Annotated in this window: 30 protein-coding genes and 2 pseudogenes; 22 read left to right on the top strand and 10 right to left on the bottom strand. The window is 42.7% G+C overall.

Annotated features, from left to right (window positions below):
* Both ccoO and ccoN read right to left on the bottom strand, forming a co-directional pair.
* Positions 1-612, bottom strand: a complete 612-nt coding sequence (gene ccoO, locus CS022_RS04610; RefSeq protein WP_129121307.1) for a cytochrome-c oxidase, cbb3-type subunit II — start codon at positions 610-612, stop codon at positions 1-3.
* Positions 613-623: 11 nt separating this feature from the next.
* Positions 624-2,050 (bottom strand): annotated as a pseudogene (ccoN, locus tag CS022_RS04605) (cytochrome-c oxidase, cbb3-type subunit I).
* Between the two features lie 465 nt (positions 2,051-2,515).
* On the opposite strand from ccoN, the gene CS022_RS04600 reads away from it, so the two are divergent.
* The 6 genes from CS022_RS04600 to CS022_RS04575 all read left to right on the top strand — a co-directional run bounded on the left by CS022_RS04600 (position 2,516) and on the right by CS022_RS04575 (position 8,337).
* Entirely contained in the window at positions 2,516-2,740 is a 225-nt protein-coding gene (locus tag CS022_RS04600) for a hypothetical protein (RefSeq protein ID WP_129121306.1), read from the top strand.
* A 518-nt stretch (positions 2,741-3,258) separates the two neighbouring features.
* Positions 3,259-4,455 carry an FIST signal transduction protein gene (locus CS022_RS04595; protein WP_129121305.1) on the top strand — a complete coding sequence of 399 codons (1,197 nt, stop codon included), beginning with the start codon at positions 3,259-3,261 and terminating at the stop codon, positions 4,453-4,455.
* Complete coding sequence (locus tag CS022_RS04590; protein ID WP_129121304.1) at positions 4,452-6,554, top strand: PAS domain-containing hybrid sensor histidine kinase/response regulator; 2,103 nt, start codon at positions 4,452-4,454, stop codon at positions 6,552-6,554. Before CS022_RS04595 ends, CS022_RS04590 begins: the two co-directional genes overlap by 4 nt.
* A gap of 184 nt (positions 6,555-6,738) precedes the next feature.
* Entirely contained in the window at positions 6,739-7,083 is a 345-nt protein-coding gene (locus CS022_RS04585) for a putative periplasmic lipoprotein (protein WP_129121303.1), read from the top strand.
* A gap of 22 nt (positions 7,084-7,105) precedes the next feature.
* On the top strand, positions 7,106-7,480 hold the full coding sequence (locus tag CS022_RS04580) for a phosphatase PAP2 family protein (protein WP_161569561.1): 375 nt from the start codon (positions 7,106-7,108) through the stop codon (positions 7,478-7,480).
* 101 nt (positions 7,481-7,581) lie between these two features.
* On the top strand, positions 7,582-8,337 hold the full coding sequence (locus CS022_RS04575; protein ID WP_129121301.1) for a phosphatase PAP2 family protein: 756 nt from the start codon (positions 7,582-7,584) through the stop codon (positions 8,335-8,337).
* A 431-nt stretch (positions 8,338-8,768) separates the two neighbouring features.
* On the opposite strand, the gene CS022_RS04570 is transcribed toward CS022_RS04575, so the two are convergent.
* The gene (locus tag CS022_RS04570; protein WP_129121300.1) at positions 8,769-9,125 is read right to left on the bottom strand and encodes a DUF3693 domain-containing protein; all 357 of its coding nucleotides are present in this window, start codon (positions 9,123-9,125) and stop codon (positions 8,769-8,771) included.
* 120 nt (positions 9,126-9,245) lie between these two features.
* Between CS022_RS04570 and CS022_RS04565 the strand changes: the two genes are divergently transcribed.
* The 14 genes and pseudogenes from CS022_RS04565 to CS022_RS04490 all read left to right on the top strand — a co-directional run bounded on the left by CS022_RS04565 (position 9,246) and on the right by CS022_RS04490 (position 18,843).
* Positions 9,246-9,476, top strand: a complete 231-nt coding sequence (locus CS022_RS04565; protein ID WP_129121299.1) for a hypothetical protein — start codon at positions 9,246-9,248, stop codon at positions 9,474-9,476.
* Positions 9,463-9,765 (top strand): hypothetical protein, encoded by a 303-nt coding sequence (locus tag CS022_RS04560; RefSeq protein WP_129121298.1) that lies wholly within the window; start codon positions 9,463-9,465, stop codon positions 9,763-9,765. The genes CS022_RS04565 and CS022_RS04560 overlap by 14 nt, the downstream gene beginning before the upstream one ends.
* An 11-nt stretch (positions 9,766-9,776) precedes the next feature.
* Complete coding sequence (locus CS022_RS04555; protein WP_129121297.1) at positions 9,777-10,607, top strand: replication initiation factor domain-containing protein; 831 nt, start codon at positions 9,777-9,779, stop codon at positions 10,605-10,607.
* 7 nt (positions 10,608-10,614) lie between these two features.
* Positions 10,615-10,944, top strand: coding sequence for a hypothetical protein (locus CS022_RS04550; protein ID WP_268967863.1), 330 nt, complete (start codon positions 10,615-10,617; stop codon positions 10,942-10,944).
* Positions 10,941-11,132 carry a hypothetical protein gene (locus CS022_RS04545; protein ID WP_129121295.1) on the top strand — a complete coding sequence of 64 codons (192 nt, stop codon included), beginning with the start codon at positions 10,941-10,943 and terminating at the stop codon, positions 11,130-11,132. Before CS022_RS04550 ends, CS022_RS04545 begins: the two co-directional genes overlap by 4 nt.
* 365 nt (positions 11,133-11,497) lie before the next feature.
* Positions 11,498-11,710 carry a major capsid protein gene (locus CS022_RS04535; protein ID WP_129121293.1) on the top strand — a complete coding sequence of 71 codons (213 nt, stop codon included), beginning with the start codon at positions 11,498-11,500 and terminating at the stop codon, positions 11,708-11,710.
* A 276-nt stretch (positions 11,711-11,986) separates the two neighbouring features.
* Positions 11,987-13,171 carry a virulence factor TspB C-terminal domain-related protein gene (locus CS022_RS24790; RefSeq protein ID WP_161569560.1) on the top strand — a complete coding sequence of 395 codons (1,185 nt, stop codon included), beginning with the start codon at positions 11,987-11,989 and terminating at the stop codon, positions 13,169-13,171.
* Complete coding sequence (locus CS022_RS04520) at positions 13,168-13,500, top strand: DUF2523 family protein (protein ID WP_129121291.1); 333 nt, start codon at positions 13,168-13,170, stop codon at positions 13,498-13,500. Before CS022_RS24790 ends, CS022_RS04520 begins: the two co-directional genes overlap by 4 nt.
* Positions 13,501-14,763, top strand: a complete 1,263-nt coding sequence (locus CS022_RS04515) for a zonular occludens toxin domain-containing protein (RefSeq protein WP_129121290.1) — start codon at positions 13,501-13,503, stop codon at positions 14,761-14,763.
* Positions 14,760-15,407 (top strand): hypothetical protein, encoded by a 648-nt coding sequence (locus CS022_RS04510; protein WP_129121289.1) that lies wholly within the window; start codon positions 14,760-14,762, stop codon positions 15,405-15,407. The genes CS022_RS04515 and CS022_RS04510 overlap by 4 nt, the downstream gene beginning before the upstream one ends.
* Before the next feature lie 319 nt (positions 15,408-15,726).
* Positions 15,727-16,299, top strand: coding sequence for a DUF2726 domain-containing protein (locus tag CS022_RS04505; RefSeq protein WP_129121288.1), 573 nt, complete (start codon positions 15,727-15,729; stop codon positions 16,297-16,299).
* 146 nt (positions 16,300-16,445) lie between these two features.
* On the top strand, positions 16,446-17,096 hold the full coding sequence (locus tag CS022_RS04500; protein WP_129121287.1) for a P-loop ATPase, Sll1717 family: 651 nt from the start codon (positions 16,446-16,448) through the stop codon (positions 17,094-17,096).
* Between the two features lie 11 nt (positions 17,097-17,107).
* Positions 17,108-17,938, top strand: a pseudogene (locus CS022_RS04495) (P-loop ATPase, Sll1717 family); the annotation flags it as partial.
* 2 nt (positions 17,939-17,940) lie between these two features.
* Positions 17,941-18,843 carry a hypothetical protein gene (locus CS022_RS04490; RefSeq protein WP_129121285.1) on the top strand — a complete coding sequence of 301 codons (903 nt, stop codon included), beginning with the start codon at positions 17,941-17,943 and terminating at the stop codon, positions 18,841-18,843.
* Positions 18,844-18,906: 63 nt separating this feature from the next.
* Here CS022_RS04490 and CS022_RS25915 read toward each other — a convergent pair whose 3' ends face one another.
* The gene (locus tag CS022_RS25915; RefSeq protein ID WP_235869250.1) at positions 18,907-19,134 is read right to left on the bottom strand and encodes a DUF3653 domain-containing protein; all 228 of its coding nucleotides are present in this window, start codon (positions 19,132-19,134) and stop codon (positions 18,907-18,909) included.
* A 455-nt stretch (positions 19,135-19,589) separates the two neighbouring features.
* On the opposite strand from CS022_RS25915, the gene CS022_RS04480 reads away from it, so the two are divergent.
* Complete coding sequence (locus CS022_RS04480) at positions 19,590-20,030, top strand: GNAT family N-acetyltransferase (protein ID WP_129121284.1); 441 nt, start codon at positions 19,590-19,592, stop codon at positions 20,028-20,030.
* Between the two features lie 405 nt (positions 20,031-20,435).
* Here CS022_RS04480 and CS022_RS04475 read toward each other — a convergent pair whose 3' ends face one another.
* From CS022_RS04475 to CS022_RS04465, 3 genes are all read right to left on the bottom strand, one after another.
* Positions 20,436-22,001: a S1 family peptidase gene (locus tag CS022_RS04475; protein WP_129121283.1), complete on the bottom strand. Its 1,566-nt coding sequence runs from the start codon at positions 21,999-22,001 to the stop codon at positions 20,436-20,438.
* A gap of 249 nt (positions 22,002-22,250) precedes the next feature.
* Positions 22,251-22,526: a putative quinol monooxygenase gene (locus tag CS022_RS04470; RefSeq protein ID WP_129121282.1), complete on the bottom strand. Its 276-nt coding sequence runs from the start codon at positions 22,524-22,526 to the stop codon at positions 22,251-22,253.
* A gap of 117 nt (positions 22,527-22,643) precedes the next feature.
* Entirely contained in the window at positions 22,644-23,048 is a 405-nt protein-coding gene (locus CS022_RS04465) for an MAPEG family protein (RefSeq protein ID WP_129121281.1), read from the bottom strand.
* Positions 23,049-23,560: 512 nt separating this feature from the next.
* On the opposite strand from CS022_RS04465, the gene CS022_RS04460 reads away from it, so the two are divergent.
* Positions 23,561-23,965 carry a DUF1801 domain-containing protein gene (locus CS022_RS04460; RefSeq protein ID WP_129121280.1) on the top strand — a complete coding sequence of 135 codons (405 nt, stop codon included), beginning with the start codon at positions 23,561-23,563 and terminating at the stop codon, positions 23,963-23,965.
* 104 nt (positions 23,966-24,069) lie between these two features.
* Here CS022_RS04460 and CS022_RS04455 read toward each other — a convergent pair whose 3' ends face one another.
* From CS022_RS04455 to CS022_RS04445, 3 genes are all read right to left on the bottom strand, one after another.
* Positions 24,070-24,660, bottom strand: a complete 591-nt coding sequence (locus CS022_RS04455; RefSeq protein WP_129121279.1) for a hypothetical protein — start codon at positions 24,658-24,660, stop codon at positions 24,070-24,072.
* 273 nt (positions 24,661-24,933) lie between these two features.
* Positions 24,934-25,377: a hypothetical protein gene (locus tag CS022_RS04450; protein ID WP_129121278.1), complete on the bottom strand. Its 444-nt coding sequence runs from the start codon at positions 25,375-25,377 to the stop codon at positions 24,934-24,936.
* Positions 25,378-25,382: 5 nt separating this feature from the next.
* Positions 25,383-25,586 carry a hypothetical protein gene (locus CS022_RS04445; RefSeq protein ID WP_129121277.1) on the bottom strand — a complete coding sequence of 68 codons (204 nt, stop codon included), beginning with the start codon at positions 25,584-25,586 and terminating at the stop codon, positions 25,383-25,385.
* Positions 25,587-25,641: the final 55 nt, after the last annotated feature.

The following is a 25,641-nucleotide window of genomic DNA, read 5'->3' as shown; positions in this document are numbered from 1 at the left end:
TTATTTCATTGCGTGACCAAGTGACTGCAGGTAAGCAATAAGCGCCTGCATTTCGGTCTTACCGACGACATTGCTTTTGGCATTTGCAATTTGCTCATCGGTGTAGGGGACGCCAAAGTTATCTTTGAAAATAGTCAGCTTTTTCGCCGTTAATTCACCATCCAGTATATTTTCGTCAAGCCACGGAAAGCCTGGCATATTTGATTGCGGGACCACGTCACGTGGATTAATCAGGTGAACACGGTGCCATTCGTCAGAGTAACGGCCACCCACACGGGCAAGGTCTGGGCCGGTTCGTTTGGAACCCCATAAGAACGGGTGCTCCCATACACTTTCGCCTGCAACAGAGTAGTGTCCATATCGCTCTGTTTCCGCTCTGAATGGACGAACCATTTGGCTATGACAAACGTTACAGCCTTCACGGATGTAGATGTCACGGCCCTCCATTTCCAACGCGGTGTAAGGCCGCAGATTCGCCACGGGTTCGGTAGTTTGTTTCTGGAACATAAGAGGGGTGATTTCAACAAGGCCACCAATGCTGATCGCAAGCACCATCAAAATGGCAAACAAACCCACATTTTTTTCGACAATCTCATGACGTTTAGAACTCATTTTCTTGCCTCCTATGCCGTTTGACCAACAGCTTTCAGACTCGCTGTTGGTGCCATGATCGTTTTATACGTGTTGTAAGCCATGAGGAGCATACCGAGTAAATAAATTGCGCCACCGATGAAGCGAACGAGGTAGAAAGGCCATGATGCCGCAACCGACTCAACAAAACTGTAGGTCAGTGTTCCATCGACGTTGACCGAGTTCCACATCAGCCCTGCATCACGCCAGATATCCACATCGCGACAATGTAGAGAACGACACCGACAGTCGCCAGCCAGAAGTGGGTATTGATCAGCTCAACAGAATACATGCGCTCTTGGCCAAAAAGTTTTGGAATCAAGTGATAAACCGCACCTATAGACACCATAGCCACCCAGCCGAGCGCGCCTGAGTGAACGTGACCTATGGTCCAGTCGGTGTAATGCGATAACGCATTCACTGTTTTTATCGCCATCATTGGGCCTTCAAACGTCGACATGCCATAGAAGGACAACGAGACAATGAGGAAGCGGAGAATAGGGTCGTAGCGAAGTTTATGCCAGGCCCCGGACAGCGTCATAATGCCGTTTATCATCCCACCCCATGATGGCGCGAAAAGGATAATCGACATCACCATGCCAAGTGACTGAGCCCAATCAGGCAACGCTGTGTAGTGAAGGTGGTGAGGGCCTGCCCATATATAAAGTGAAATTAACGCCCAAAAGTGAACAATAGACAGGCGATAAGAGTAGACCGGACGACCTGCTTGTTTCGGAACGAAATAATACATCATCCCAAGAAAGCCAGCCGTGAGCAGAAAACCAACCGCGTTATGGCCATACCACCACTGAATCATTGCATCGACGGCACCCGAATAGATGGAATACGATTTCATGCCCGAGACAGGAACAGCCATGCTGTTGACGATATGTAGAATCGCAACCGTGACGATAAAGGCACCGAAAAACCAATTGGCAACATAGATGTGAGATGTTTTCCGCTTCACTAACGTACCGAAAAACACAATGGCATAAGACACCCAAACAACGGCGATGGCAATGTCGATCGGCCACTCCAGTTCTGCGTATTCTTTACTCGTCGTGTAGCCCATTGGCAGTGAAATCGCTGCGGCAACAATAACAGCTTGCCAGCCCCAGAAGGTAAATTCCGCGAGCCTACCTCCAAACAACCTAGCTTGACACGTGCGTTGCACGACATAGTAAGAAGTCGCATACAGCGCACACGTGCCGAAGGCAAAAATGACAGTGTTGGTATGTAAAGGACGAAGACGGCTATAAGTCAGGTAAGGAATATCAAAGTTCAATGCTGGCCAAACCAGCTGAGCAGCTATTAACACGCCTACGCCCATTCCGACAATTCCCCATAGCACTGTTGCAAGGGTGAACTGCCGGACTACACGGTAGTTGTAGTCAAGCTCGAGTTGTTTCTCTTGGTTCATTTGCTTGCTTCCACATTTTTATGATTACTACTCACGTTTTACTATTAGCCTTATCGGCCTAAATGCCACTGCTATGGTAGAAAACGCTAAAAAGAAAACACCTTATGTTAGCATTGCATTGCAATTTTTATTGATGGGCGGCATTCAACGCTTTCGATGATACTGGTTTTAACAAACTAAATACAGAATCGTAACGAAACTCGCTTTATCGCATTGTAGATTTATATAGAATTTTTGATATATAACACAGGGAAGACACCAACTCATGGCCGCAGAAAAATTGACACGGGCAAGACTCCTCCAAATAGTATTTATGATGGCGTTACTCATCACTGCATTCTTTTGGCGTACATTTAATTATTCCAGCCTGACAGTGAGAAAAACTGCATTATTAAAAATAATAAATGCGATGTTTCTATAAATGATAAGCCATTTTCAGCGGTGTTATCGGATAATGATAAAAATATGCCGACACTTGTTATCAGCCACCACGAAAAGCCAACACGCGTCACCTTTTTCACCAATGAAAACAGAGAGATGGGAAAGAGAACTCTAGCTGATAACGCATCAAACTCAGCAATAGTTTCATACGACTTACCGGTCAAAGATCAGGAAAACACGGTTGCTTTCGCGATTGTTGAGTACGACAAATATCAGGTCAGGGTTGTTTTTGACGCTAACGCTAAATAATAATCATTATTAAATAAAATATGCCTTTACTCGTAACGACGAATCATGGCCAAAAAATGTTGTGGCGTCTTACTGTATTAAACTCATTGTTGTACTGTGAAGTGGCTCTTTAATGTGAAATAGCGTGAGAGTGCTTGATGCAAATAGCGATGTGTGGATCAAAACAATAGAATGATAAAATATTGTTAATAGAAAGTGGTGTATCCGGTGTGACTGCTGATGCGCAGCTTTTGTGAATGGCGTCCAATGGTAAAAGTTGATGCCTTTGTGAAAAACGATGGCGAAACAACCCACAAGGGGCGAAAGTGTCTATATTTGCCGTCCGTCACGAATGCTCAATACACCGACAAACATGCTAACTGTTTTCTCATCAGCCGTGATCTAGCTCACTGATAACATTCCAATTCACTATAAAATCTTGCGTTACCGTGCGTATGTGAGACAAAGGCTTCTGCTATTAATTCTAACAATAGGCTATTACATGGCCTTAATATACATACACAGGTTGTCTTTACTCCATGAAAATAGCCACCGCATTTTCATCAATAAAATGCATTCAAAACGCTGTCGGTCGAATCGTTGAAAGCTTGCGCAAATCCATTGATGAGCCAAATATGCTCGTCGTTTACTATACGCAAGCCAGAGATTTCATCGATCTTCGAAAAGAACTCACTACATACTACCCAAATGCGCAAATCATTGGTTGTTCATCATGTCAGGGACTTATCACTGAGGTTGGTTACATCCATGGGCAAACTATTGCCGTTTGGGCGGTTGAAGACCCTTCCGGAGCCTACGGCTCGGCGATGCTGGAATTCGACGGGTCAACCGACAACATTGACGCGGTTTCCAGAGAAACGCTAGTAAAAGCGATTTCAAACAGTCAACGTCCTGGCGAGTTACCTGAGCTCATTGTTTTACATGCTACGCCTGGCTATGAAGAAGTCATTCTTAAAGCCATTGAAGAGGAGCTTGGCGTATCGGTCCCGATTATTGGCGGCTCAGCGGCTGACGACAATATTTCAGGTAAATGGTCTGTCTTTGATAACGAGCAAGGTTCATCCGATGGTGTCGCTATTGCCGTCTTTTATCCATCAGTCAGAACAAGTTATGCATTCAATAGCGGTTTTTCAACCGTTGGTTACGAAGCCACGGTAACCAAAGCAGTGGGTCGTGAGGTAATCGAGCTCGATAACAAGCCAGCCGCTGATGTATACGGTGACTGGTACAAAGAACTCACCCGAAAAGACATCCACCCGGAGACAATTTTTAAGCAATCGACTCTTTTCCCTCTGGGTAGACAAACTGGAACCATCCATGGCATCCCATATTTTGCGCTGAGTCACCCTTCAGCCATGACAGATCAGGGAGGAATCGAGTTTTTCAGCAAAATTGAAGTCGGTGAAAAAGTGTTTCTGATGTCAGGCACCCGTCAGATGTTGGTAACGCGGGCGGGGCGGGTGTTACGCTCCGCATGTGGCTACAAAGAAAAAGACGTAAAACCGATTGGTGGACTCGCTATCTATTGCGCTGGCTGCATGTTATTGATAAAAAACCAGTTATACGAAGTTGCGGGGCAAATGAACAAAACGATGAAAGGAAGCCCATTTGCTTGCGCGTTTACGTTTGGGGAACAAGGACAGTTTCTTTGTGGGGAACTTGCGCACGGTAACCTTATGATATCGGCCGTTGTGTTCCATGAGGATCGAGTATGACAGACCTTGTGTCAGAACAGCTGCAAGAAACACTTTTTGAATTAAATAGGGTAGAAGAGCGGGAACAACGCTTATACGAAGAAAACCAGGCCATACTATCAGCCATCTCTGCCATGTCGGGAGCCAGCAACAAAGCGGAAATATTCGATACGCTACTTGATGTAATAGAACGATATATCGATTTTGATCAGGCTGTCGTTTTGAGCCGAACACAGTTTAGTGATGAGAAGTTCACCTGCCTTGTATCAACGACCGAACACCTGCAAAAAATTGACTGGCGAAATGGTGCAACGATAAAACGCTGCATCGATGGCCACACAACAGTACTTTTCGCACCTGAACGAACACCTGAGTTCGCCGACCTTTGCGCAAGTAAAGAGCTGACATGCCGCTCCGCAGTGATAACAGGCCTCACGGTGAACGGTAGCGAATCGTTATTAATCTTGATTTCTCATAACAAAGGCCGCTTTGACGTAAAAGCCAAAGAAGTTCTTAACCGATTCAGGCCATTGATTGTCAGAACAATCATCGATATCGACTACAGAGAAAAACTCAAAAGCCTCGTTACGTTAAAAACCCGGGAACTGTCAGCGAGTCGACGTCGTTTCAGGGATTTCGCGAAAACAGCCAGTGACTGGTTTTGGGAAACGGATATTGACAATAATCTCTCATATCTCTCGTCTCCATCAGATAAGATCAGGCCAATTGCTCCCAATGTGATTATGGAAGAGATTCAATCACAAACTGACTTGCGTGGTTTATTGGGTTCGATTACCGCAAAAAGAGAGCCAATTTCTGACCTTGAAGCGCACTTGGGCGACGGTGGCCATATTCATTGGGTAAGTATCTCGGGACAACCAGTTTACTCAGAGCAAGGTGAATATCTGGGCTATCGAGGAACAGCCAAAGACATTACCGACAGAAAGCAACAACTCGCTGAATTGCAGGCTGCACGTAAACAGGCAGAAGAAGCCAACGAAGCCAAATCAAGATTCTTAGCGATGATGAGCCATGAAATAAGAACACCGCTGAATGCTGTTCTTGGCTTGATCGACAATTTACAACACACAGTGTTAAACAGCGAGCAGATCGAATATATCTCTATGATGGATATGTCTGCCCAATTGCTCCTTACGATCATCAACGATGTGCTTGATTTATCGCTCATCGAATCAGACAACTTTTCCCTCCATCCCGACAATATTGATCCGCGTGACAGCGTCACTGTTGTTCATAAACAGATACTCAGCTTGGCCAATAAAAAAGGGATTGAACTAAACGTCTTAATTGACGAAAACGTGCCGAAACTGGTGTATCAAGACGGAAATCGATTTACGCAAATTTTGCTCAACCTGGTGGGAAATGCAGTCAAGTTTACCGAGGTGGGTAAAGTCGACATAAGTCTGACCAAAGATAATAATGAACTTATTATTTGCATTAGCGACACAGGTATAGGGATTACCGAAGCGGGCATGGAGACAATATTCTCTCCCTTTATGCAGGCTGACAACAGCATTACCCGCCGATATGGAGGCACAGGGCTTGGACTTGCTATCTGTAAAAAGCTTTTGGATTTAATGGACGGACACATTGAATGCTTAAGTTCGCCAGGTATCGGCTCCCGATTTAAAGTCTCCATTCCTATCGTTGAACCGGTAGTGATTGAAAACAAACCAGGTATTGTTGTTAAGGAAAATCAAACGCAACCAATGAATATTCTTGTCGCAGAGGATAACAAAGCCAACCAAATGGTGGTTAAGCTGATGCTCGAAAGAGCAGGGCACTCTGTGGTTGTTGCGGGCGATGGTATTCAGGTCATCAAAGAAATAGAAAAACAAGGCTGCGACATCGGTTTCGACCTCATTCTTATGGATATGTCGATGCCAAAGCTAGACGGCATTGAGGCGACGCGTCTGTTGCGAAATGCTGGCATCACCATTCCTATCATCGCATTGACTGCAAACGCTATGGAGGAAGACAAAATGAAGTGCCTCGAGGCCGGTATGAACGATTTCATCACCAAGCCAGTGCGATCTGCAACGATTAAACAGGTGATAATGGACTTGGTTCACGATGACCCATTCGCGGTGAACATCTAAGTTGATCACCGTTCATGAAACAGCGAAAAGTATTCAAATTTAACAGAACAGCGTCTGAGATCTATTCTAGTTTTCACGATGTAATATATGTGTTTATCACTTAACACCACACCGTAACCGTCAGTATGAGAAGCTATAACCTAATCTCACATTTTGATTCGACAATTTTTGATTAGGTATCGTTTTGAAGATAAACAACATAGCTTGCTTCGCTGCATGCCTGTTACTCTCAGCGTGTAGCTCTGTTAGCTTTACTGATTCCATTGCTACTGCCGCAAAAGATCCCATGACCTGGGGTAACTTAGTCATTGGGGCGGCGATTGTAATGAGTGAATCCGACCAGTCCATATCCAACTACGCAACGCAACATAACCACCTTTTTGGCAGCAAAAAACGAGCAGCCGAAGTCAGTGACAGAGCCCGCTCAACCAGCAGAGTTTCTATGCTCATTTCTTCAGCGATGGTCGAGCCCGACTTTTCAGATTCATTAGATAAAACATTAGAAAAAAAAGTCATTTCGCTTAATTAGAGACAACCTAACTGCAGGCATTGTGGCGACAACAACGGGCAGTATCCAACAAGCAACCAAAGAATTAAGACCGACAGGTAAATGTTGCGGTTGGCCATCTGCACACACATCAAGAGCATTTGCGACAGCACACATCGCTAAACGAAATTATGACAAATCTGGCCTGACGACGCTGACAAAAGATATGTTGATTTATTCAACATTCCTGACCGCCTATGCGACGGGATGGGCGAGGGTAGAGGCAGGCGAACATTATCCCTCTCAAGTGTTCATTGGCGCCGCATACGGGAACTTTTTATCCAGTGTTTTATATGATTCAACGGAATCACTGGATATTCTGCCAATGATATCCATTGAACCAGATTTCATGATGATCGGAGTGCATTACGAATTTTAATCGGCTTTTAAGCTAAAACCGTAAGTTATCATTTTCGCTACAAGTACATGCTGCAACTACAGCTAGTCTGAGTAAAATGCATTTTGTCTCAGACTAATTTAATGATCATCAAGCTTATTTTATCTATCTATATTGCTTTCTCACTCACTGGTTGCAGTTCATTACAAAACTACTCATTTAAAGATAGCTTTACCCAAGCAGTATCTGACCCAATGACTTGGACAAATGCAGCGGTAGGGACTTTATTGATTATCACAGATTCCGACGATTCTATTTCAGAATCAGCAATGAAACATACCTATGTTTTCGGTAGCCAGGTAAAAGCGGCAAATGCGAGCAACCAAGCGAGGACCACAACAAGAGTTTCCATGCTATTTTCATCAGTCATGGAAGCCTCTGACTATCAAGGCTCAAACCTGTTTTTGCTAAAAAGGAAAGGGATGAGACTGCTCAGAGATAACATAAGTGCCGGTATTGTCGCCACATCAACCGGAACAATCCAACAACGAACCAAGTCAAGAAGGCCCACCAGTAGCTGTTGTGGTTGGCCATCAGCGCATACATCACGCGCTTTTTCTACTGCGTTTTTTGCAAGAGAAAATTATAAAAACTCTTTACTCCCAGATTATCTCAGCGATGCACTGACTTACACAACGTATGCAACGGCATACGCCACGGCGTGGGCGCGCGTCGAGGCGGGTGCACATTATCCGTCTCAGGTATTTTTTGGCGCTGCATACGGAAATTTTCTATCGAGTATGATTTACGATCTTACCGCGTTTGATGATGTTACTGTCACACCAAAAGTCGCCATTGACGCAGATTCAATCTACGCAGGAATGAGCGTCAACTTCTGATAAGTTTCGAATGTGAAGCACGCCCAGTCAGCGAGAAATTCTAGGATTACAGTAGAGCTTATTAAATTTTAATTGGGTATCAAGTAGGAATGACAGACCAAAAGACAATGCATAAGAAGCAAATTACCATGCGGAAGCCGAAGAAATTAAAGGCGGAAGCTCTAACCTGTTTAATGACGCGCTGAACATCATTCAAGGCATTATTAATGTGTTAGATTTTGGCACGTTAATCAAAGTAGCTGGTGACTTCCTAAAACTGATTGGCGCGCTTGCCAATGTATTCAAGTAGAACCGCTCATATAATAATTCAGGTGTGAATCTCTGATTAGCAAACTGATTATTATATACTTTATGGTAAATAGATTATGTTCAACAAAGACGTCCTGTAGGGGAGTAATAGTCCCAAGAAACATAGATGGCTAATATCGTATTTAACATAATATACATAATGCGAACTTAAGGTCTAAACTCCCCATGGTCAGAATCCCAGCCCCCGCAAGGCTTGCCAGCTTAGAATTCCGACCCAGCAGCTTTCCCACGATGTTCTGCCATGCGCGTTGCGCTTTTTCATCTTTGGCTCTGTCAGCCGCCAATCTCAGCAACACTTCTTCGATTTGAACGCCTGCAACTTCCGCAAGAATAACTGCTTCTGAATCAGTTACTTGGCGTTTACCTTTTCGCATTTCACTGATTCGTGACGAGTCCAAACCTAAATCGTGGGCAATCTGTTTGTCTTGCACGTAGTTTTTTGCCTTTTTATAGGCGTCAAACAACTGATTTATGTACATTGCGTCCCTCCGGTTTGAGCCATTCTAGACCTCTTCGAGCCAAAATTCGCACCTTGCGATTACGAAAAATCGTATTTATCGTTTACGAAATATCGCAATTCAGACTGACGAATAATCATTATGGTCAAGAACGGCACAATCTATTACGACTTCGAATACGGGATTGGCATCAACGCCTACTTTCCTGATTCTGCGTCTGTTGGTGGTTTTTACTGGCATGAATGGTTTGCTTCGTTTTACCAGTTCAATCTTTATTGTGAGTTGGAATATCTAGATTGTGAAGTTATTGAAATAAATAACGATAATTACTCTGAACTATGCGCTCAGGGGGTCTTCAATGGCATCGTCTGAGCGTCCGGTGATCATCGATCATCTTGCCTTTACGGTACAAATCAGCGCCCTGCAATATCTGGACTGCGCAACCCGGCTTGGCCCTGAGCAAGAAGATAACTTTACTTGGGAAAGAATGCCCAAACGCGATTGGAATCTCTGTAAAACACCATATGCCCGTCAAAAGCGGATTGATGCTTACCAGTCAAAGTGTCGCGCAGTTCTGGAAGCGCGTTTGTCTCAGTTTATGGCTAAAGTGCTCGGCGTCATGCTTCGCCCGATGCGCGGTCGCGGCCTCATGGTTATTTAGACAGCGCGGAAATGTACTCACCGTGTGGCATCAAACTCGGTCTATTCGCTATTGGCGGTAATAACGATACTTTCCATTGCCAGTTCTCCGGTGACGGTTGCCGTTACTTGTTCGATCCTTTGACTCGCAACCGCGCAGACCAACGGACACTGACACCACAACGTCTGCACTTCTGGCTCCACAAAGTCTTAGGCGTGACTACTCTTTCCCGCATCGATCTTGCTGTTGATGACTTCGATGGTCTGTTTACATGTGACTATGCCGAAAAAGCCTATAAGGACGGCGCGTTCCGACGTTCTAACCGTGGTTTGAATCCGACCTATGAACCAAAGCGTGTTTATCAAGATACACAATTTGGCCTGAAACTCATTAATGAAGGCGTCATCGTTGGGTCTCGTCGTTCAACGGTTTACTGGCGTGTTTACAACAAGGCACTTGAGCAAGGTATCGACGGCAAGCTTTGGTATCGCAACGAAGTCGAACTTAAAAAAGTGTCGGTCGATGTTCTGGCTCGGCCTGCTGAACACTTTGCAGGTATCTGCCCATTCTCAGCATCTATTGAGCCGACCGTTCCTTGTGCTTCAATTTCTTTAACGGTCAAGAAAACAGGTCTTACGCTTGCTGGCCGCACTCGTTGGTTGCGCCGTCAATGTAGCCGAACGCTCACAGAACTGGTTGATAAGTTCGACGGTGATGTTGCTGCCGTCGTCGGCCTGCTGCTTCGTGACCCGCATTTAGATGCACTGAATAACTCCTTTGGCGAGAGTAAATTGCACTTGCCATACACACACTATCAATTGTTAAACGCGGGAAAAGTGACACCGTCACCCGCACCATTTTAAGGATGAAATAGATGACCAGACTGTTAGTTGCAGGGTTCTCGCATTCTCAAGCGTCGGTAAATCCGGCAAGCCTTATGACATGGCGAACATTCACCACCTCTCACCGATTCGCGGCTGGGACAACGAACGCGGCAAAGGTGTTGGTATCGGTTACGAATCCGGTGACCGTGAAAGACTTCCGATTGTGAAGACACCAGAACTGGTGCAGAAGTTAGAAGCGATTCACTACCCTGCCCTGATTGAGATTGTTACCGAGCCACACCCAGACGACCCACTGAGAAACATCGTCTGTGATGTGAAGTTAGTTCGCTCATTGATGGATGCGCCCAAGCAATGACTTCACGCAATAAGCGGTATGAGTTAGGCCAAAAGGCCAAAGGACTTAAAAAGGTCACTCTTTGGGTGCCTGAGTCCCGAGAGTCAGATATCAAACTCGCAATTTGCCTGATGATTGAAGACGAAAACTTAACCGTGAATGTGCTTAGAAATATGCAAACAGGTCGCCTTGTATCCATGAACAAATAATCTGATATGAGGTGCCGTCACTGGTGACAAATTCATGGGTTATGACACCGGAAATATAGAGACACTTTTGCTTGCTGCTAAATGGATATTATTTGGCGTTTTATTTCTAGTTTTCGGTGCCATCTATTACGCAAGTAAATAACGATTTTATATTTTTAATCGTTTCAGGGAATGAATATGTATTTACTGACTTGTGCGGTTGAAATTGTAAATAGCTCCTGTCCGTCCGGATGGGAAACAGTAAAAATGTCTGGGGTTGTACTTACTCAGGCAGAATTAAAGCAACTCATCGGCTCCACTATTCTGTTATTAACAACAGCATGGTTATGGAGAATATTACGTAAACCTGTCGGAGATAAAAATTAATGTTTAAGTCAATTGGTAAAAAAGTGATCGTTGCGGGTGTTGTTCTTTCTGCGTCTCTTCCTGCGTTTGCAGAAGGTACAGACGTTGATGTTACGGCTGCTGCGGCCATCATTGGTGGCGGTATCGCTGGGGTCAGCTTGCTTGGTGCGGCTGTGTTGAAAGTACAGTCTGTCATCAAGGCATGGCGTATGGCACGCGGCGCTGTTCGCTAAGTATTCAAATGACGTTAATCAGGGGTGGCATTGCTGCCCCTTTTTTATAAGGCTTTCCAATGGGAATTATTTTAGATGTCTCTTGGCTATTAGGCTTTTATGTAATGGTTGTATATTTGGTCACCCTTAATATTTTATTCTCGGGGGACTGATGAAAAAGCACCTTCCGTTTCTTCGTATTCTTTTTATCTCTGCTGCATCTTTACTTTATATCTTTTATGTCTCAGAGATCGCTTTTCCCTTTTTTAAATCTCTATTCAGGGAGGGGTTTGTAAAATGAAAAAGGTTTTATTATTAATAATCGCGTTTTTTCCTCTTCATTCTCTTGCGTTAGAAAACGGTATTCCAAGAACTACGGTAGGTAGGGCCCATTGTCAGGATAAAGAGATGGGTGGTTATGTAATTTTTGAAGTGGGAAAAGATTATGCCGCTTACGTGCAATCGCAATGTGACGGTTACTTCTCTGGCCTTATTAGTGGTAATGAATGCTTAACGGGTGGCTCATGGGATGGTTGGAAGTACCGTTTTTTTTATAAATGCGGAATTAACGCAGGCGATAGAAATTACAATGCTAGTCTCAACAGATATAAAAACTCTTGTCCGTCTTCACATCCAATTGCAGACGGTGATTACTGTTACCCCGATCCAGACCAAGAGCCTCCCGATGAGGAGTGTGATGAATCCGAGTTCACTCACTCCGTTCCCAAGGAACAACACCCACTCTCTGAAATCTGTCTTGATGGTTGCAAGGCCATTGATAACGATGAGCTTTATTTGTGTTTCAACGATGCGGAAACCTGCTCCCAACAAATGAAGTTTACCGGGGAAACCTGCACTTCTGGTGGCGGCAGCGCTGGCCCCGGTACTGGAGAGCCCGGCACCGGAGAACCCGGCACTGGAGAACCCGGTACTGGAGAACCCGGTACTGGTACTGATGGAGAAAACCGAGACGGTGAAATCATCGGAGAACTCCAGCAAGCAAACCAGACTCTCGATGAAATGCTCGGGGAACTTCAACAAGGCTTCTGTGAAAAGAATGAAGACCATGAATCATGTCAGGAGAAATCCGCTCAGGCCGGAATGGATGCAGACGGCAAATGTCAGGAGTTTAAGTGTCAGGGTGACGCGGTAACGTGTGAGCTTCTAAGAGTCCAGCACATGAATCAGTGCTTACAGCCTGATACCAGTGAAGCGGGTGAAGCCGTATCCGAATTTATTGAAGCGGGTGACTTTGAAAACCTCATTTCTGGTGAGGCCGATTTCAGTACCTTCCAAAAGGTTAACGCCATACAAATCAGTGGTAACTGCCCTGCTCCAATCTATGCCGAAGTCATGGGCGAAACTATTTCATTTTCCTTTGAGCCAGTGTGCGACGCGGCCCGTTTGCTGCGTCCCTTCGTTATTGCGCTCGGTTACATCATTGCGGCTCTCATGGTTGGCCGTGGCTTAGGAGGTGCATGATGCACGTTGTTCTGTGGTTTTTGGCTCAGGCTGGCGTCTGGTTATCTCGTTTGGTGCCGTTCCTAAGTTCGATGGTTGTTCAGTTGTTGGTTGCCTTGGGTTTCAGCTTCACCGTTGTTCAAGGTGTCTCTGTTGGCTTTGAGGTTTTTATCGATCTCATGAGCGCAAAAATCTCGGCTATCCCTTCCGACATGCTCGGCCTGATTGGGTTAAGTGGTATAGGTGAAGCCATTAACGCCATGCTGACCGCTCAGGTCTTTCTTATTACATACAAAGGACTGAAAACCAACGGTAAGTTGGTCGGCGGTTTCACTAAGAAAGGATCTTAAATGTTTTATGCCATTACGGGTTTGCCTGGCGCGGGCAAAACACTCAACACCATAGACCTGATACTGACGGATGATGTTTTTGATAACCGAGAAATCTATTACTCACACATCCCCTGTTTGATGTTCGACTATGCGGTTTGTCAGTCGTTTCAAGGTTGGTTCTACGGTCACTATTACTTCTCGCGAAAAGACAACACCGCACTGGTGAGGAAAATTACCCAGATACACAAGAAAGAGGATCGTCTCTGTGAGCTGGAAGACTTCCCTTATCTGCAAGATGAGTTCGAGAACTTCAACCCGTTAGAACTGTTCCTGTTCTGGGTGCGTCGCTGCTACCCCAAAAGCAAACAGAAGAAACTCGACGAGCTATTAGAGGTAACAGGCAAAACAGAGGGCGAGTTAGAATTCAGCGATATTGAACCGCTCAACTTCCACTGGCGTAAACTGGCCCACCCGAAAGACTGGCTCACCACTCCCCGGACATCAGTGATCGTGTCTGATGAGATTCACCTCTACTTCCCTAACCGCTCGGCATCTAAAGAAGTCCCCGAAGCGGTAGAGCGGCTATCGACTCACCGCCATGAAGGTAAAGACATAGTTTGGATCTCTCAGGACTTCGCCAACGTTGATATCTTCGCCCGTAAGATGGTTAACCGTCATATCCACTTTGAGTTCTTAGGCCAGAACCGAATCAACCGCTTCTCAGACAGAAAGTTGATAGACGTTCATACCCAAATGAAACGGGATAAGGCAGACCGGAAAATCATCCCCCGTGCCTCTCACCTCTATGACAGCTATTACTCAACCGACCTCGATACCAATGACAACAAGCTATCAGCCAAGTTACGAAATGCGCTGATTCAGGTAGCGGTTTTATCTGTTCTCGCACTGGCCAGTGTCGGCGGTTTCGCTTACATGATGTCTGATTTCATTTTCCATGAAGAGGAAACAGAGACCGAACAAGTTGAAGTAACAGAGTCATCCCCGGAAATCCAAGATAACAACCCGTCACTGGTGACGCCTCCAACGGAGAGATTAATGCCTTGGACGAACCCGAAATACAACGCAAAGGTGCGCTCATACCCAGACGTAATGTGTTACTCCTTTGGTGAAACCTGCAAGTGCGTAACCCAACAGGCAACCGCTTACGAAATGGAGCAAAACGTGTGTCAGGTACTCGCTCGGAATGGCATTTTCGACCCACACCAAATCGACCCAAGACAAGACCTTTCAAAAGATAAGAAAAGGAGTGGTTTCCTATGAGAATGTTTGTTGCTGCACTGCTGCTTATGTCTGGCTCGGCCTTCGCGGAAGTCTCAACCAATGCCAACGGAAAAACGCTTAACCAGTTTCTCTACATGGCGTCTGATTACTTCAATAAGCCAGTGGTTGCTAGCCCTGATATTGAAGGCGAGTTGATCCTCTTTGGAGTCAATGAAACAAAAAACTTTTCCGCCCTATTCTATTCATTGCTTCGTGCTCATGGCCTGAGTGCTATCAACACCGAGCTGTATATTCGGGTACAGAAAGCGAGCAAAGGATTAGGAACAGTTGATGGTATGTCAGCGTTGCATGAGTACATCACAGCTCAGGTGAAGACGGTTTATATCACCGGGTCTGTGGGCCGTCGTATCAACGGAGTGACAGATTACGATTACGTGTTTTCAGATGGAAAAGACAAAACGTTTCACCCTGATGCGCTTGGGCTGACTGTCTACAGTATGAGTGAATGTTCTGCCATGCTTGGCTATAAGAACTACAAGACCATAGTAACGTGTCAGCCTTACACCGAGATTAAAAAACCGGAGAAAAGACCGATGAAGCCAGCACCGGTTCTTCCAGTGACTACGGAAAAGAAGAACGGAAAAGAGCTCCTTTCTAAGAAGTCGGTTGGTTCTGGGGCTTAGCAGCCCGGTTAAAAACCGGGGTATGTTATCTGATGGCATACCAGTACGTTAAAAAATGACATACCGCCTTCCGGTTCCTTGGGCTTGCTTCCTGTGATGCCCGAAGGGCATGTGAGGCCGGACACAAAATTCCACTCACAGAGATCGTTACACTCAAGGCCGCTTCGCGCTCTTAGGACAAAGATAAAACAACCATAACCGGAGCGCAGCGGCGCTCCCCACTGCTAGACCAATGATAACCACGCCTAAAAAATGCAGCCGACACTTGAGCACATAGAGCCATAACTCCATTATTTATCAGTCTTTTATAGGGGTTAGTATGGCTACTAGTGTGATTGATTTAATTCCGGCTTCGGTTTACTACATCTTAGGAACAGGCATAGCGATTGTCATTGCTATTAACTTCATGAAACTGTCGGTCGATGTGAGAGCTAAGTTTTCCTATCAACAGCGCGATGGACTTTTCACATCAGCAGAGCGTTCCTTTCTCCAAGTGTTAAACAAAACGCTTAGTGATGATTACTACGTATTTGGAAAGGTCAGAATTGCAGATGTTATCACTCCAGATAAATCTGTTGGCCGTGCGAATTGGTGGAAAGCGTTCAACAAGATCTCAATGAAGCATTTTGATTACGTCATTTGCCGTAAATTAGACTTAAAGGTAATGGCCGCTGTCGAACTCGACGACTCAAGCCACAACACCGTGAAGGCAAAGGCCCGAGATGAATTCGTTAACGCAGCTTGTGAGAGCGCAGAACTTAAATTGCTGAGGTTTCGTGTTACTCGTGGTTACAAATACAGAGATGTGGCCAAGGTTCTTACCGAGAATGGACTATCAATTGCGGATTTCTCGGAGGCGAGCGCCCCGCGCTCGGAACGAGAAACCGCATGAGTGCCAGAACCCCCGTAACTGTATTACGGGGGTTAAATCAGCCAAAATTCAGGGCTTTATAGCTTTCTAGGCTACTGTGTATAGAAAATTGTAATAAATATATATTTTTAGTATAATTACTCTACTAGATTCAATGAGTGGTATTTATGCTTCCTAAAATAGGCGATTATAACTTCGGAGAAACATATGGAGAAAACGAAGTTCTATATCTTGATAACTTTGAGAAATATTTTTATAACATTAATAACTCAAAAGAAAAGATTTTAAATAAAAAGAAATTTGTTGTTGTTGGTAGAAAAGGTACCGGAAAAACGCTACTAGCGAATGTAATGTGTTCAGAACTTAAAGATACATACTCTATTGCAGAAGTAGAATCGCTAAAAGACTTTGTTTTTCATGAGCTCTATCACTTTCAGGGCGAAGATATATCTAGTACAAAATATGTACCTATATTTGAGTGGATGATTTATATAAATATAGCAAAGAATATTATATGTAAAGAAAGTGATTTTTCTAGTAATAAAATCACTGAGCTAAGAGACTTTTTATCATATTTTGGTTACACAAGTGGAGACTTAAAGCCAGAAAAGACCATTGAATTAACTAGAAAGTTTAATGATAAAAATTCTGCCTCCATTAAAGGTGGATTTTTCAATGTTACTGGAGGTAATGGTACAGAGTCAGTAATAAAAGAGTCTGCACGATCTTACTTAGAGAATCTAGAACCTTTAAAATCATTTATAAATGGGATATTAAAGGAGTCATTAAAGCCATCAATAGTTTTCTATGATGAGTAGATGATAAATTCGTAAATGACGAAGAATATAAGAATGCAGTTATTAGTTTTCTTAACGCAATTTCAAGGATTAATACTAACCTTATAAAAAATAATATTAACACAAAAGTATGTGCTGTAATCAGAAGAGACATAATAGATCTTCTAATCGCTCCAAATATAAATAGAATTCTAGAGGATAACTCTGTTCACTTAGATTGGAGATCAGATTCTTGGCAAGAAACTGAACTTCTCGATATGATTGCACATAAAATAAAGTCATCTACAAATCATTTTAGAAATAAAGACTTTGAAAATGTGTTAAGTGAAGTTGTAGCAAATCCTATCTGCAATGAGTATTTCAAAAGATTCTTTATAGACCGTTCTTTAGGTAGACCACGAGATTTAGTTAAGTTCTTCTCTCTTGTTTCTGAGGATTATGGTGAATACATGAGTAGGTTCGAGTCTGACCTTTTTGTACGTGTTCTCCCAACTTACTCTGGGTATTTAAAACGTGAGATCACCTCTGAACTCGCTGGTCACCTTGATAAGAATACCATTGACGCAATGTTCACAATGCTCAGAAGAAATGTCAGAAGAAGATTTAACTATGAAAAAATTAAGTCTGTTTTCGAAATGTGTAAGTTTGAAGACACCTCTTATAACTTAGATAATTTTTTGTCAAATCTTTTCGATGTTGGAGCTATAGGGAACATAACAGAGAGACCAAAATTTGATGGTGGTGATATTTATACATGGTCTTATTTATCTCACGATGCAGTCGTAAATTTTGATGCTAGTTTTGAAATCCATCCGGGCTTATGGGATGCGCTATCAATACAGAAACCAAAAAATAGATGGTAAAAATGTTAAAGAAAATCACAATTAACCCATTATTTATAATCGGTACATCAATAATATTCCCAGTTTTATTAGTCTTTATTTCACCATTCATTAACGATTATTTAAAAGATGATTATAAACTGACTTTCTTTGAGGCAACTAGAGTAGATCTATGGGATTTTCCTGGGAGAAGTTCTGTCGATTGGATGCCTCTTAACCTTGAGAGTAATGGTAAAAAACTTGATAGACCAACATATATTGATATATACATTGAAAATGAGGGTGACAAACCAATACCATCTTCAAGTTTCGAGTCAGATTTAGTTATTGATTTTGGAAGTGATATAAAGCTATCTTTTTTATCAGTTGAATCTATATATCCTGCTGACATTAAGATTAACTACAGTTTTGATGATAGTAAAATTTATATCAAGCCTTTATTAATAAATAGTAAAGACATAATTCACTTAAAAATAATAACAGAGAAATCAGAACCAAAATATAAATTTCATTCTCGTATAGCGGGAATAAATGAAATACAAGAAAAAAAATATACCGAAGATAATGGAATAACAATTTCAAAAACAGTGAAACATAAATATGGTTATATTCTTGAGCCTATTACAAGAATAAACCCAATCCAATTATTAATAATAATAGTTTTACTTATTTCATTTTCAAGCTATCTACTTATTGAAAGTAAAAATAAATTTATCAGAGTGCTTTCCTATATCAACATTGTATTCCCAAGTTCAATATTCTTTATTTTTGCAAGGACAATCTGCCCCATTGGTCGTGAAACATTGCATTATAAAAACTTATATTTTTTGTTGGCTGATATAATTTCTTTTACTTTTCTAATGATACTAATACATTTATTGGTGTACTTATCTATACAATTGTATAATAGGAAAAAATCTGTATAAAGATGATGCTAGAATATTAATTACTGAGATATGACAGCATTAGGTATATCATACTAAAACCGCCTAATGGCGGTTTTTCTTTCTTCCTTGAATCAGTCTACTGAACTTTAGTACATCCCTTTTAGCCAATCTATCCTCTTCACAGTTCAAGCTCACCAAATATGCACCTGTAATTATCTGGTCAGCATTAAGTAGCTGTCCTGCTGGGGTCACAATGCCATCTTTTGTCATTTCCCAGCCTTCCCATTGATCATCTACTCCATTGAGTTCTCTACCAGAGTGTAACCGCATTAGTCGTTTGCACTCTGGGGGTATCGTCCTTCCTCTGTCCCAGTGTTCGACTGTCTTCACACTTTTAAAACAAAGTTTAGCTGTCTGATTTTTTGATAATCCGCATATAAAACGTCTGAAAATATAGTTATTTGTGATTTTTCGAGACATAAGCGTTAAAACTCCACGTTAAGTCACCTAGCGAAAAGTAAATTAACAGATTTCATTTTTAGAGTTTTTAGACTAACTCGCATCGCGGTCTATTTAACGTAACATCGACATAATGCGAATTATAGGGATAAATAATGCAAAATACGTTGTTTCGATCCAAGATATTTTCGTTTAGACAACTGCAAAGTAAAAATAGGTTTAAAATCAAAAATCATATATTTATAAATCTATTGCTACAGCAACAAGGCAAATACTCATCGTGATCTTTTCTGTGCTGGCATGTTATTGGATTCAAAGAGAGAAAAATGAAAATAGTTGAAGCAACTGAGAAACATCTCCCCGCATTAGTTGATATTGCCGCAAGAGGTTGGCTTGAGGTAATGGTTACTGTTCTAAGTTATGAAGAAGTAAAAAAATGGATTGATAGTAACGCAGTTAATAGTGTGCTCGAAAGTGGTTTAGATTGCATAAGAGTATGTGAAATTAACGGAGACGTTGCTGGGTTCGTGATGATCAACGGTGATCGTATTCGTGAGATTTACGTCGAACATTCCTTTCACCGCCAAGGAGTGGCAAGTTCATTAGTTAATTTTGCAGAGGCTGAAATGAAGCGGCTTGGCTTTAAGTCGGCGAATGTTAATGTGAAACGTATTAATTTCAAATCAAATAGCCTATTTAAAAAATTGAACTACGTAGTACAAGATAATTCTGATGATGCTTTAAATTGTTATTCTAAATTACTGTGAATCATTCAAATCAAGCTCATTAACTGGTAACTATAAGTTATAAAGCGTCCGTATATTTTGAACCAAAAAACATAAACACAAAAATGCCCGTAATTGCGGGCTTTCTCATTGGTTGCGTTCATCTTTTTGATCGCAAGGGTTGTTAGAACAAACGCCCCTGCCCTTTAGCTGTTGCTTTAAATTCCGACCTTCACACTCAATTACGCTCGGCCATACTCTGTTTCATGGCCTAAAACCGTTTTGATACCTCTGAAGTTACTTACTCGATAACTCACACCAACATCAAAACCAGAATTGTTGTAATCAGTAGCGTTGTTTGAACCAACCGTTATTGATGTGTAATTGCCGATCAGCATTCCGAAATATAAAAAAGGCCCGTTTATGGGCCTTTTATTGCAAGGACGGTTACTTTTTCAGTTTGCGCGAATAGCCAAAGAGCATCAAAAGAACAAACGAGAATACCCCTAAGCTACCTGCTGTAAATTCAATGTTTCTAATAATCCCTGTTTTTGCCGTGTTTGGGTCATAATCCGTACCACGATAATGGAACTCAACGTAGTTACTTTCGCCTTCAAGTTTTATCGGAGAGTTCAGAGTGACCCATCCATCTTTACCGTGGTATAGGCGAATAGCTGTCTTCTGATTGACGAAGACATTGATAAAACCATCGGGATCGGAACTGTCTATATCAAAGGTCAGTTCCCCTTCGGGGAAGTTATCGAAAATGACGGTCGATTCACCTTTTGCGGCCTTGGCTTTGAGCTCTGTACCCGAGGCAACCCACGGCGTCTGACCAAAAGCAACAACCTGCTCTGGGAGATTGAGTGCAATCAAGTCGCTTTTACTGAACGGGGTCTGAGGTTCTCCATAGGTATATATGGTCGTTGTTTGACTCTCATTGGTGTTCGTTTGTACTTCAATGTCGAAGTAGTTATGACCCTTTACGGTTTTCAACGACATCGATATTGAGCATTGATAATCGGGGTAAACTGTCTCCTGACATAAGTTTTGTCCTGCGGGTTGTCCATTGATATTGATGTGGCTGATGTCAAAGGCGCTGTTACCTATGTTGGTGATGTTGACTTCATGTTGATACCAGCCCACGGGTCGACTGCTGCTGCCTTTTTGCTGCATATCATGAGACAGTTCGACATTCACATCTGGCTGTGCTGGTGCATATATATTATTTAGCCAATCAATATAATCAGGTACGTTGGTATACACCCCCGGAAAATCAGCCAATGCGCACCCTATGCCATAGCTGACAATACCTGTTTGAACCCACTTACCGCCTTCTTTTACCAATAACGGTCCGCCGCTGTCTCCTTGGCAGGCATCTCTGCCTCCATTGGTCGTATCACCCGCACAAATAGCGTTCTTAGGAATAACGATGCCTTCGGCACTGAACCGTTGGCGACAGAGTGTGTCAGAGACGAAGTTGACATCTACCTGCTGAAGGCTATCTGATCTCTCGCCTATGTTCGTGTCGGTTATGCCCCAGCCTATAACTCGTAAAAGTGTTTTCTCACTGGCGATGTGTTTCAGGTTGTCAGATGACAGCTTGATGGGTTCAATGTTTTTGGGGGAATCACTGAGGATAACAACGGCAATATCATTTTCACTGGTAGATATGTTGTAGTCAGGATGCAACACAATGTGTTTAGCAGAAAATACTTCACCAGCATGTTGGTCACTACTCACATCGAGCGCATTAACCGTAACGCTGAAGTCTGAAACGGACAAATGATGGACACAATGCGCTGCAGTCAGAACTTTGTTTCCTCCAAGGTAGGTCGCTCCGCAGAAAGGCTTTCCATCCGATTCACTCAAGTAAGACATATATGGGTAAGCGCCTTTTGGGGCCTCTCCACCGCCAATGATCCTAGGGTTTCGCTCACTTGCCTGTGCAGCAGAAGGTATGAGTAAAAGCAGACATAAAAAAGACAAAAGATTCGTTATATTTTTCAGCATACGAATGAACACTCCCCATGATTGAACGATAAATATATTTTGATTTTTATGAGCCGATTTTTATTAGAAATGGTCGATGGCACTGTATTGAAAATAAGGTGTATTGAGCGGCGAGATAATACTAAATATGAGAATTCATACAGGGAGAAGTAATGACAGACAAAAGATAAAATAATTTGATTACTGACAGAGCTGACAGAAAATAAGTTTCATTTATCACGTTGAGGAAATAAGCACTATTTATTACATCTATTTTTCTATCGTGTAGTGCCTTTCAACGTTCCTTGCTATTTTTCCCCAATCTGAATTTTTCACTCTGTCTTGGTGGGCATCAAAAGCGTCTTCACTTTCGAATTCTTCATACACATTGAATCGATGCATGTGGCTATCATCTTGCACAACAATGAACTTGATGCAGCCCGGCTCTTCACGAGTCAGCGTGATGTGAGTAACCAGGGCGTGTTGAATCTTTTCTAATTCATGCTCAGGAACAATGATGTAGCCAGATAACGTTACTTTTGCCATAAATATAAACCTCTGTAACGTTCAAAATATGGCAAAAGAGTGTCATACAGGTAGCTCAAAAGTCATCTGACATGGTGTATTTTGCGACGCAGTGTGGCTTGATATGTCACGTCTTCTTTAGGATAAATTCAAGCGGAGAAGTTCGAGCCACATGATAACGAGAAAGATAAATGCAATTCCGAACGATGCCATTCTCAAAATCAATTTGTTCGATGTGACATGTACAAAGGCGTGGATGGCACGAAATATTACAAATAACCAGGCAACATAGAGTGCAATATCGCTCTCAAACCCTTGGATAAGATACAGACAGCCTGCCACGTAGAACAAAACCGGTGTTTCAAATTGATTGACGAAGTTACGCGAAACCTGATTGACCACATCAGGTACCTCTTGGCCCTTCATCAGTTTAAAGTACCGATTACTGACCTCGCCTTGCTTCACGCTTTTGATGCGTACAGCCAACATATAAACACCCACCAGCACGGTGATCATAAACATCGTAAAAATTGGATAAAACATGCGATTTCCCTTTTTAATGTAAAACAGTCAGAGATCTGAATGGTCTTATTTTGTTTCTCATTGTTGGTGACATAACATACCGTGTATGGCTGGATCTCTATAGAGGTTTGCGGTCAGCGAGAGTTTAATTGATATTGAATTAACGATTTTAATGAGACAAGGCCGCAACTCTCCCAGTTATAAGTTTTACTCTCGTTACGAGCATCGACCGATGAATAAAACACCACTTATAACGCAATAAACATCAATGATGATAGAAATTTACCGAGCTTATACAAATAATTTTGCATAGTTAGTCTGACTACCCAGCTTTGCATGTGTAATGTTTTACCCTCACCCTATTTTTGAATTTTGTGTTGCTATTAAATTAGTTATAGTGCGTTAACTGCTGTGATAATAATGATACTGCCGATTGGCTAACGCTTTTGTCTTCTAAATCAACGGGGTTGTTTTCATGTGAGTAAAACTTTGATGCAATGAGGGGAATTCGTTGAATACCAGAGGCTAACACTGTGGAACGTCGCGTAAGTGTCAAAGTTCAAACATACCCAGACGATGCAAAACGGGCTTTCATCGAATTGCGCGATCTTATTTTCAACCTCGCCGAAAAGACAAATTCAGGGAGAGTCAGTGAAAGTCTCAAATGGAATGAACCGAGTTATACCGTCAAGGCTGGTAGCCCTATTCGGATAGACTGGAAAGAAAAAAAACCGGCAAACATCTATCTCTTTTTCAACTGTCAGACGTCATTGGTAGAGACATTTCGCGAGGTATATCCTCATGCGTTGTCCTTTGAGGGTAACAGAGCCATCGTTATTGACCTCGCAAAGCCTTTACCCATTGAGGCAATTACGCAATGTATCTTGCTTGCTCTCACCTATCACAACGTGAAAAATTTACCCCTGTTAGGGGTTTAAGCAACAAAACATGAAAGAAGAAAACAACAGAAGCGCCCAACCAAAGGTTGAGCGCAAAATAAAAGTCATCAAGCCCACTCAAGCATAACGTGTTTCTTGTGGCGTTACTTGTCTGAGAACGCTATGAGTCGCCCGTAATAGTCGGGGTCTCGCATTGCTTTTTCTCTGATTCCACTGATTGCCTTTTTCTCGGCATTTTTTATGCTTTCGTAAAGCTCCCGGTATCGATTCGATTTTTTTGCACCATCACTATCGAAGGACGTTATACCCTCCATTTCATCGTTCTGAAGACTATAGTTTCCAGGGCGATGCTCTAGGTCGAAGAAATCAATACTTTCTCGGTAGTATCTGACTTTGTCCTCGGGGAGAAGGTGCCTAATTGCCAAATCCAATTCATGCGTTTTTATTTTCGCATCGTAGTATTGGAGCTGGTCTAATTCCGATTGAGATAGAGCTACACCATCAAATGCCCTACTTTTTATCCTTAAATATTCATCACGCTCATGTACCTGACTAATTAATTTAGCGAGGTTCAGCGTCATGTATATCTGAGACAATAATGTGGCAGAGTCATTTTCAGAGCTCGCAATCGCCGACTCGAAGTGTTTCGTATCGGGGGCTGTCGTACTCTCTTCCACGAGCTTTTGAGTTAACTCATTAAAGTACTCCTCGGGATTGAGCTTCTTTTCTTCCATTGTTTCCACCTTTGTTGAAAAAACTTTTCCATTGATCCTCTCTTGATTTTTTGAAATTAATCGGTCGCATCGGCCATTTATCGCCGATGTATCATTGCCGCTAAAAACAGCAATCGGGTGTCAGTATATTTGTGCAATTACGAGGCTTCGGGTTCCTTGCGAATAATGCTTGTAATGTAAATTCCAATATATGCAACAGCCCATTTTTGATTTATGGGAAGCAATAAGAAGCCGCCACGAATAATGGCAGCTTCTGCAGAGAGAGATTTACATTTAAGCCGTGGCGGCTTTGGCGAGTTGTTGCTGAGTTTGTGTGACAAAAGCACCAAACTGCTGTTGAGTCATTCCTAAACCCTGAACCAGGTTTTTAATGTTTTGCTGGCGTTCAGGCGACAAGGTGTCCAGAGTCTTGCCCTCAAGGGTCATTTTGATAATTTCATTCTCTAGAAGTTTTACACCTGCCATTTTCTGGTTTCTTGCCTGCCCCTCAGATAACTGCGCAGCGGCTGATTTACCATTGGCCTTTTCAAATTCAACCTGATTTTTAACCTTGGCAAATACCTCATTAAGCTGTTGAGGCGGTATCCCTGCTTTAGCTGCTAATTCAGCCAGTTTCTTTTGATCCTCGGGAGAGAGTGATTCAAGAGCAACACCTTGTTCAGCAAGCTGTTTCAATGTTCCCAGAAGTTCTTTCTGACTTTTCCCTTGTTCAATCATTGCCGTCAGTTGTTCTGGCTGACACCAGCCTGCTTAGCAACAGCGAAAAGCTGCTCTCTGAGCTGTTTAGGAATAGTTTGAAGTGATTCGCCACTTTCAACCAATTGCTTGACCATTGCTTCAAGAAATTGCTTGTCTTGCTCTGGGTTAGACGGTGCGAGGTGGTTGGTTCCCCCGCCATTAATGCCAACTGCCGGTCCTATTGCCATGGGGTGCCCCTGATTGTTTTTGGAGTAATGATCAAAACAGCCAGCGTGACCATTT

Source organism: Veronia nyctiphanis, assembly GCF_004116385.1.
Taxonomy (GTDB): Bacteria; Pseudomonadota; Gammaproteobacteria; order Enterobacterales; family Vibrionaceae; genus Veronia; species Veronia nyctiphanis.
This window is presented reverse-complemented; position numbering and strand designations above follow the sequence as displayed.

Bases quoted from the DNA above. Each gene is read 5' to 3' on its own strand.
- ccoO (WP_129121307.1), bottom strand. From the start codon at position 612: ATGAGTTCTAAACGTCATGAGATTGTCGAAAAAAATGTGGGTTTGTTT.
- CS022_RS04600 (WP_129121306.1), top strand. From the start codon at position 2,516: ATGCCGACACTTGTTATCAGCCACCACGAAAAGCCAACACGCGTCACC.
- CS022_RS04595 (WP_129121305.1), top strand. From the start codon at position 3,259: ATGAAAATAGCCACCGCATTTTCATCAATAAAATGCATTCAAAACGCT.
- CS022_RS04590 (WP_129121304.1), top strand. From the start codon at position 4,452: ATGACAGACCTTGTGTCAGAACAGCTGCAAGAAACACTTTTTGAATTA.
- CS022_RS04575 (WP_129121301.1), top strand. From the start codon at position 7,582: ATGATCATCAAGCTTATTTTATCTATCTATATTGCTTTCTCACTCACT.
- CS022_RS04570 (WP_129121300.1), bottom strand. From the start codon at position 9,125: ATGTACATAAATCAGTTGTTTGACGCCTATAAAAAGGCAAAAAACTAC.
- CS022_RS04565 (WP_129121299.1), top strand. From the start codon at position 9,246: ATGGTCAAGAACGGCACAATCTATTACGACTTCGAATACGGGATTGGC.
- CS022_RS04560 (WP_129121298.1), top strand. From the start codon at position 9,463: ATGGCATCGTCTGAGCGTCCGGTGATCATCGATCATCTTGCCTTTACG.
- CS022_RS04555 (WP_129121297.1), top strand. From the start codon at position 9,777: ATGTACTCACCGTGTGGCATCAAACTCGGTCTATTCGCTATTGGCGGT.
- CS022_RS04545 (WP_129121295.1), top strand. From the start codon at position 10,941: ATGACTTCACGCAATAAGCGGTATGAGTTAGGCCAAAAGGCCAAAGGA.
- CS022_RS04535 (WP_129121293.1), top strand. From the start codon at position 11,498: ATGTTTAAGTCAATTGGTAAAAAAGTGATCGTTGCGGGTGTTGTTCTT.
- CS022_RS24790 (WP_161569560.1), top strand. From the start codon at position 11,987: ATGAAAAAGGTTTTATTATTAATAATCGCGTTTTTTCCTCTTCATTCT.
- CS022_RS04520 (WP_129121291.1), top strand. From the start codon at position 13,168: ATGATGCACGTTGTTCTGTGGTTTTTGGCTCAGGCTGGCGTCTGGTTA.
- CS022_RS04515 (WP_129121290.1), top strand. From the start codon at position 13,501: ATGTTTTATGCCATTACGGGTTTGCCTGGCGCGGGCAAAACACTCAAC.
- CS022_RS04510 (WP_129121289.1), top strand. From the start codon at position 14,760: ATGAGAATGTTTGTTGCTGCACTGCTGCTTATGTCTGGCTCGGCCTTC.
- CS022_RS04505 (WP_129121288.1), top strand. From the start codon at position 15,727: ATGGCTACTAGTGTGATTGATTTAATTCCGGCTTCGGTTTACTACATC.
- CS022_RS04500 (WP_129121287.1), top strand. From the start codon at position 16,446: ATGCTTCCTAAAATAGGCGATTATAACTTCGGAGAAACATATGGAGAA.
- CS022_RS04490 (WP_129121285.1), top strand. From the start codon at position 17,941: ATGTTAAAGAAAATCACAATTAACCCATTATTTATAATCGGTACATCA.
- CS022_RS25915 (WP_235869250.1), bottom strand. From the start codon at position 19,134: ATGCGGTTACACTCTGGTAGAGAACTCAATGGAGTAGATGATCAATGG.
- CS022_RS04480 (WP_129121284.1), top strand. From the start codon at position 19,590: ATGAAAATAGTTGAAGCAACTGAGAAACATCTCCCCGCATTAGTTGAT.
- CS022_RS04475 (WP_129121283.1), bottom strand. From the start codon at position 22,001: ATGCTGAAAAATATAACGAATCTTTTGTCTTTTTTATGTCTGCTTTTA.
- CS022_RS04470 (WP_129121282.1), bottom strand. From the start codon at position 22,526: ATGGCAAAAGTAACGTTATCTGGCTACATCATTGTTCCTGAGCATGAA.
- CS022_RS04465 (WP_129121281.1), bottom strand. From the start codon at position 23,048: ATGTTTTATCCAATTTTTACGATGTTTATGATCACCGTGCTGGTGGGT.
- CS022_RS04455 (WP_129121279.1), bottom strand. From the start codon at position 24,660: ATGGAAGAAAAGAAGCTCAATCCCGAGGAGTACTTTAATGAGTTAACT.
- CS022_RS04450 (WP_129121278.1), bottom strand. From the start codon at position 25,377: ATGATTGAACAAGGGAAAAGTCAGAAAGAACTTCTGGGAACATTGAAA.
- CS022_RS04445 (WP_129121277.1), bottom strand. From the start codon at position 25,586: ATGGCAATAGGACCGGCAGTTGGCATTAATGGCGGGGGAACCAACCAC.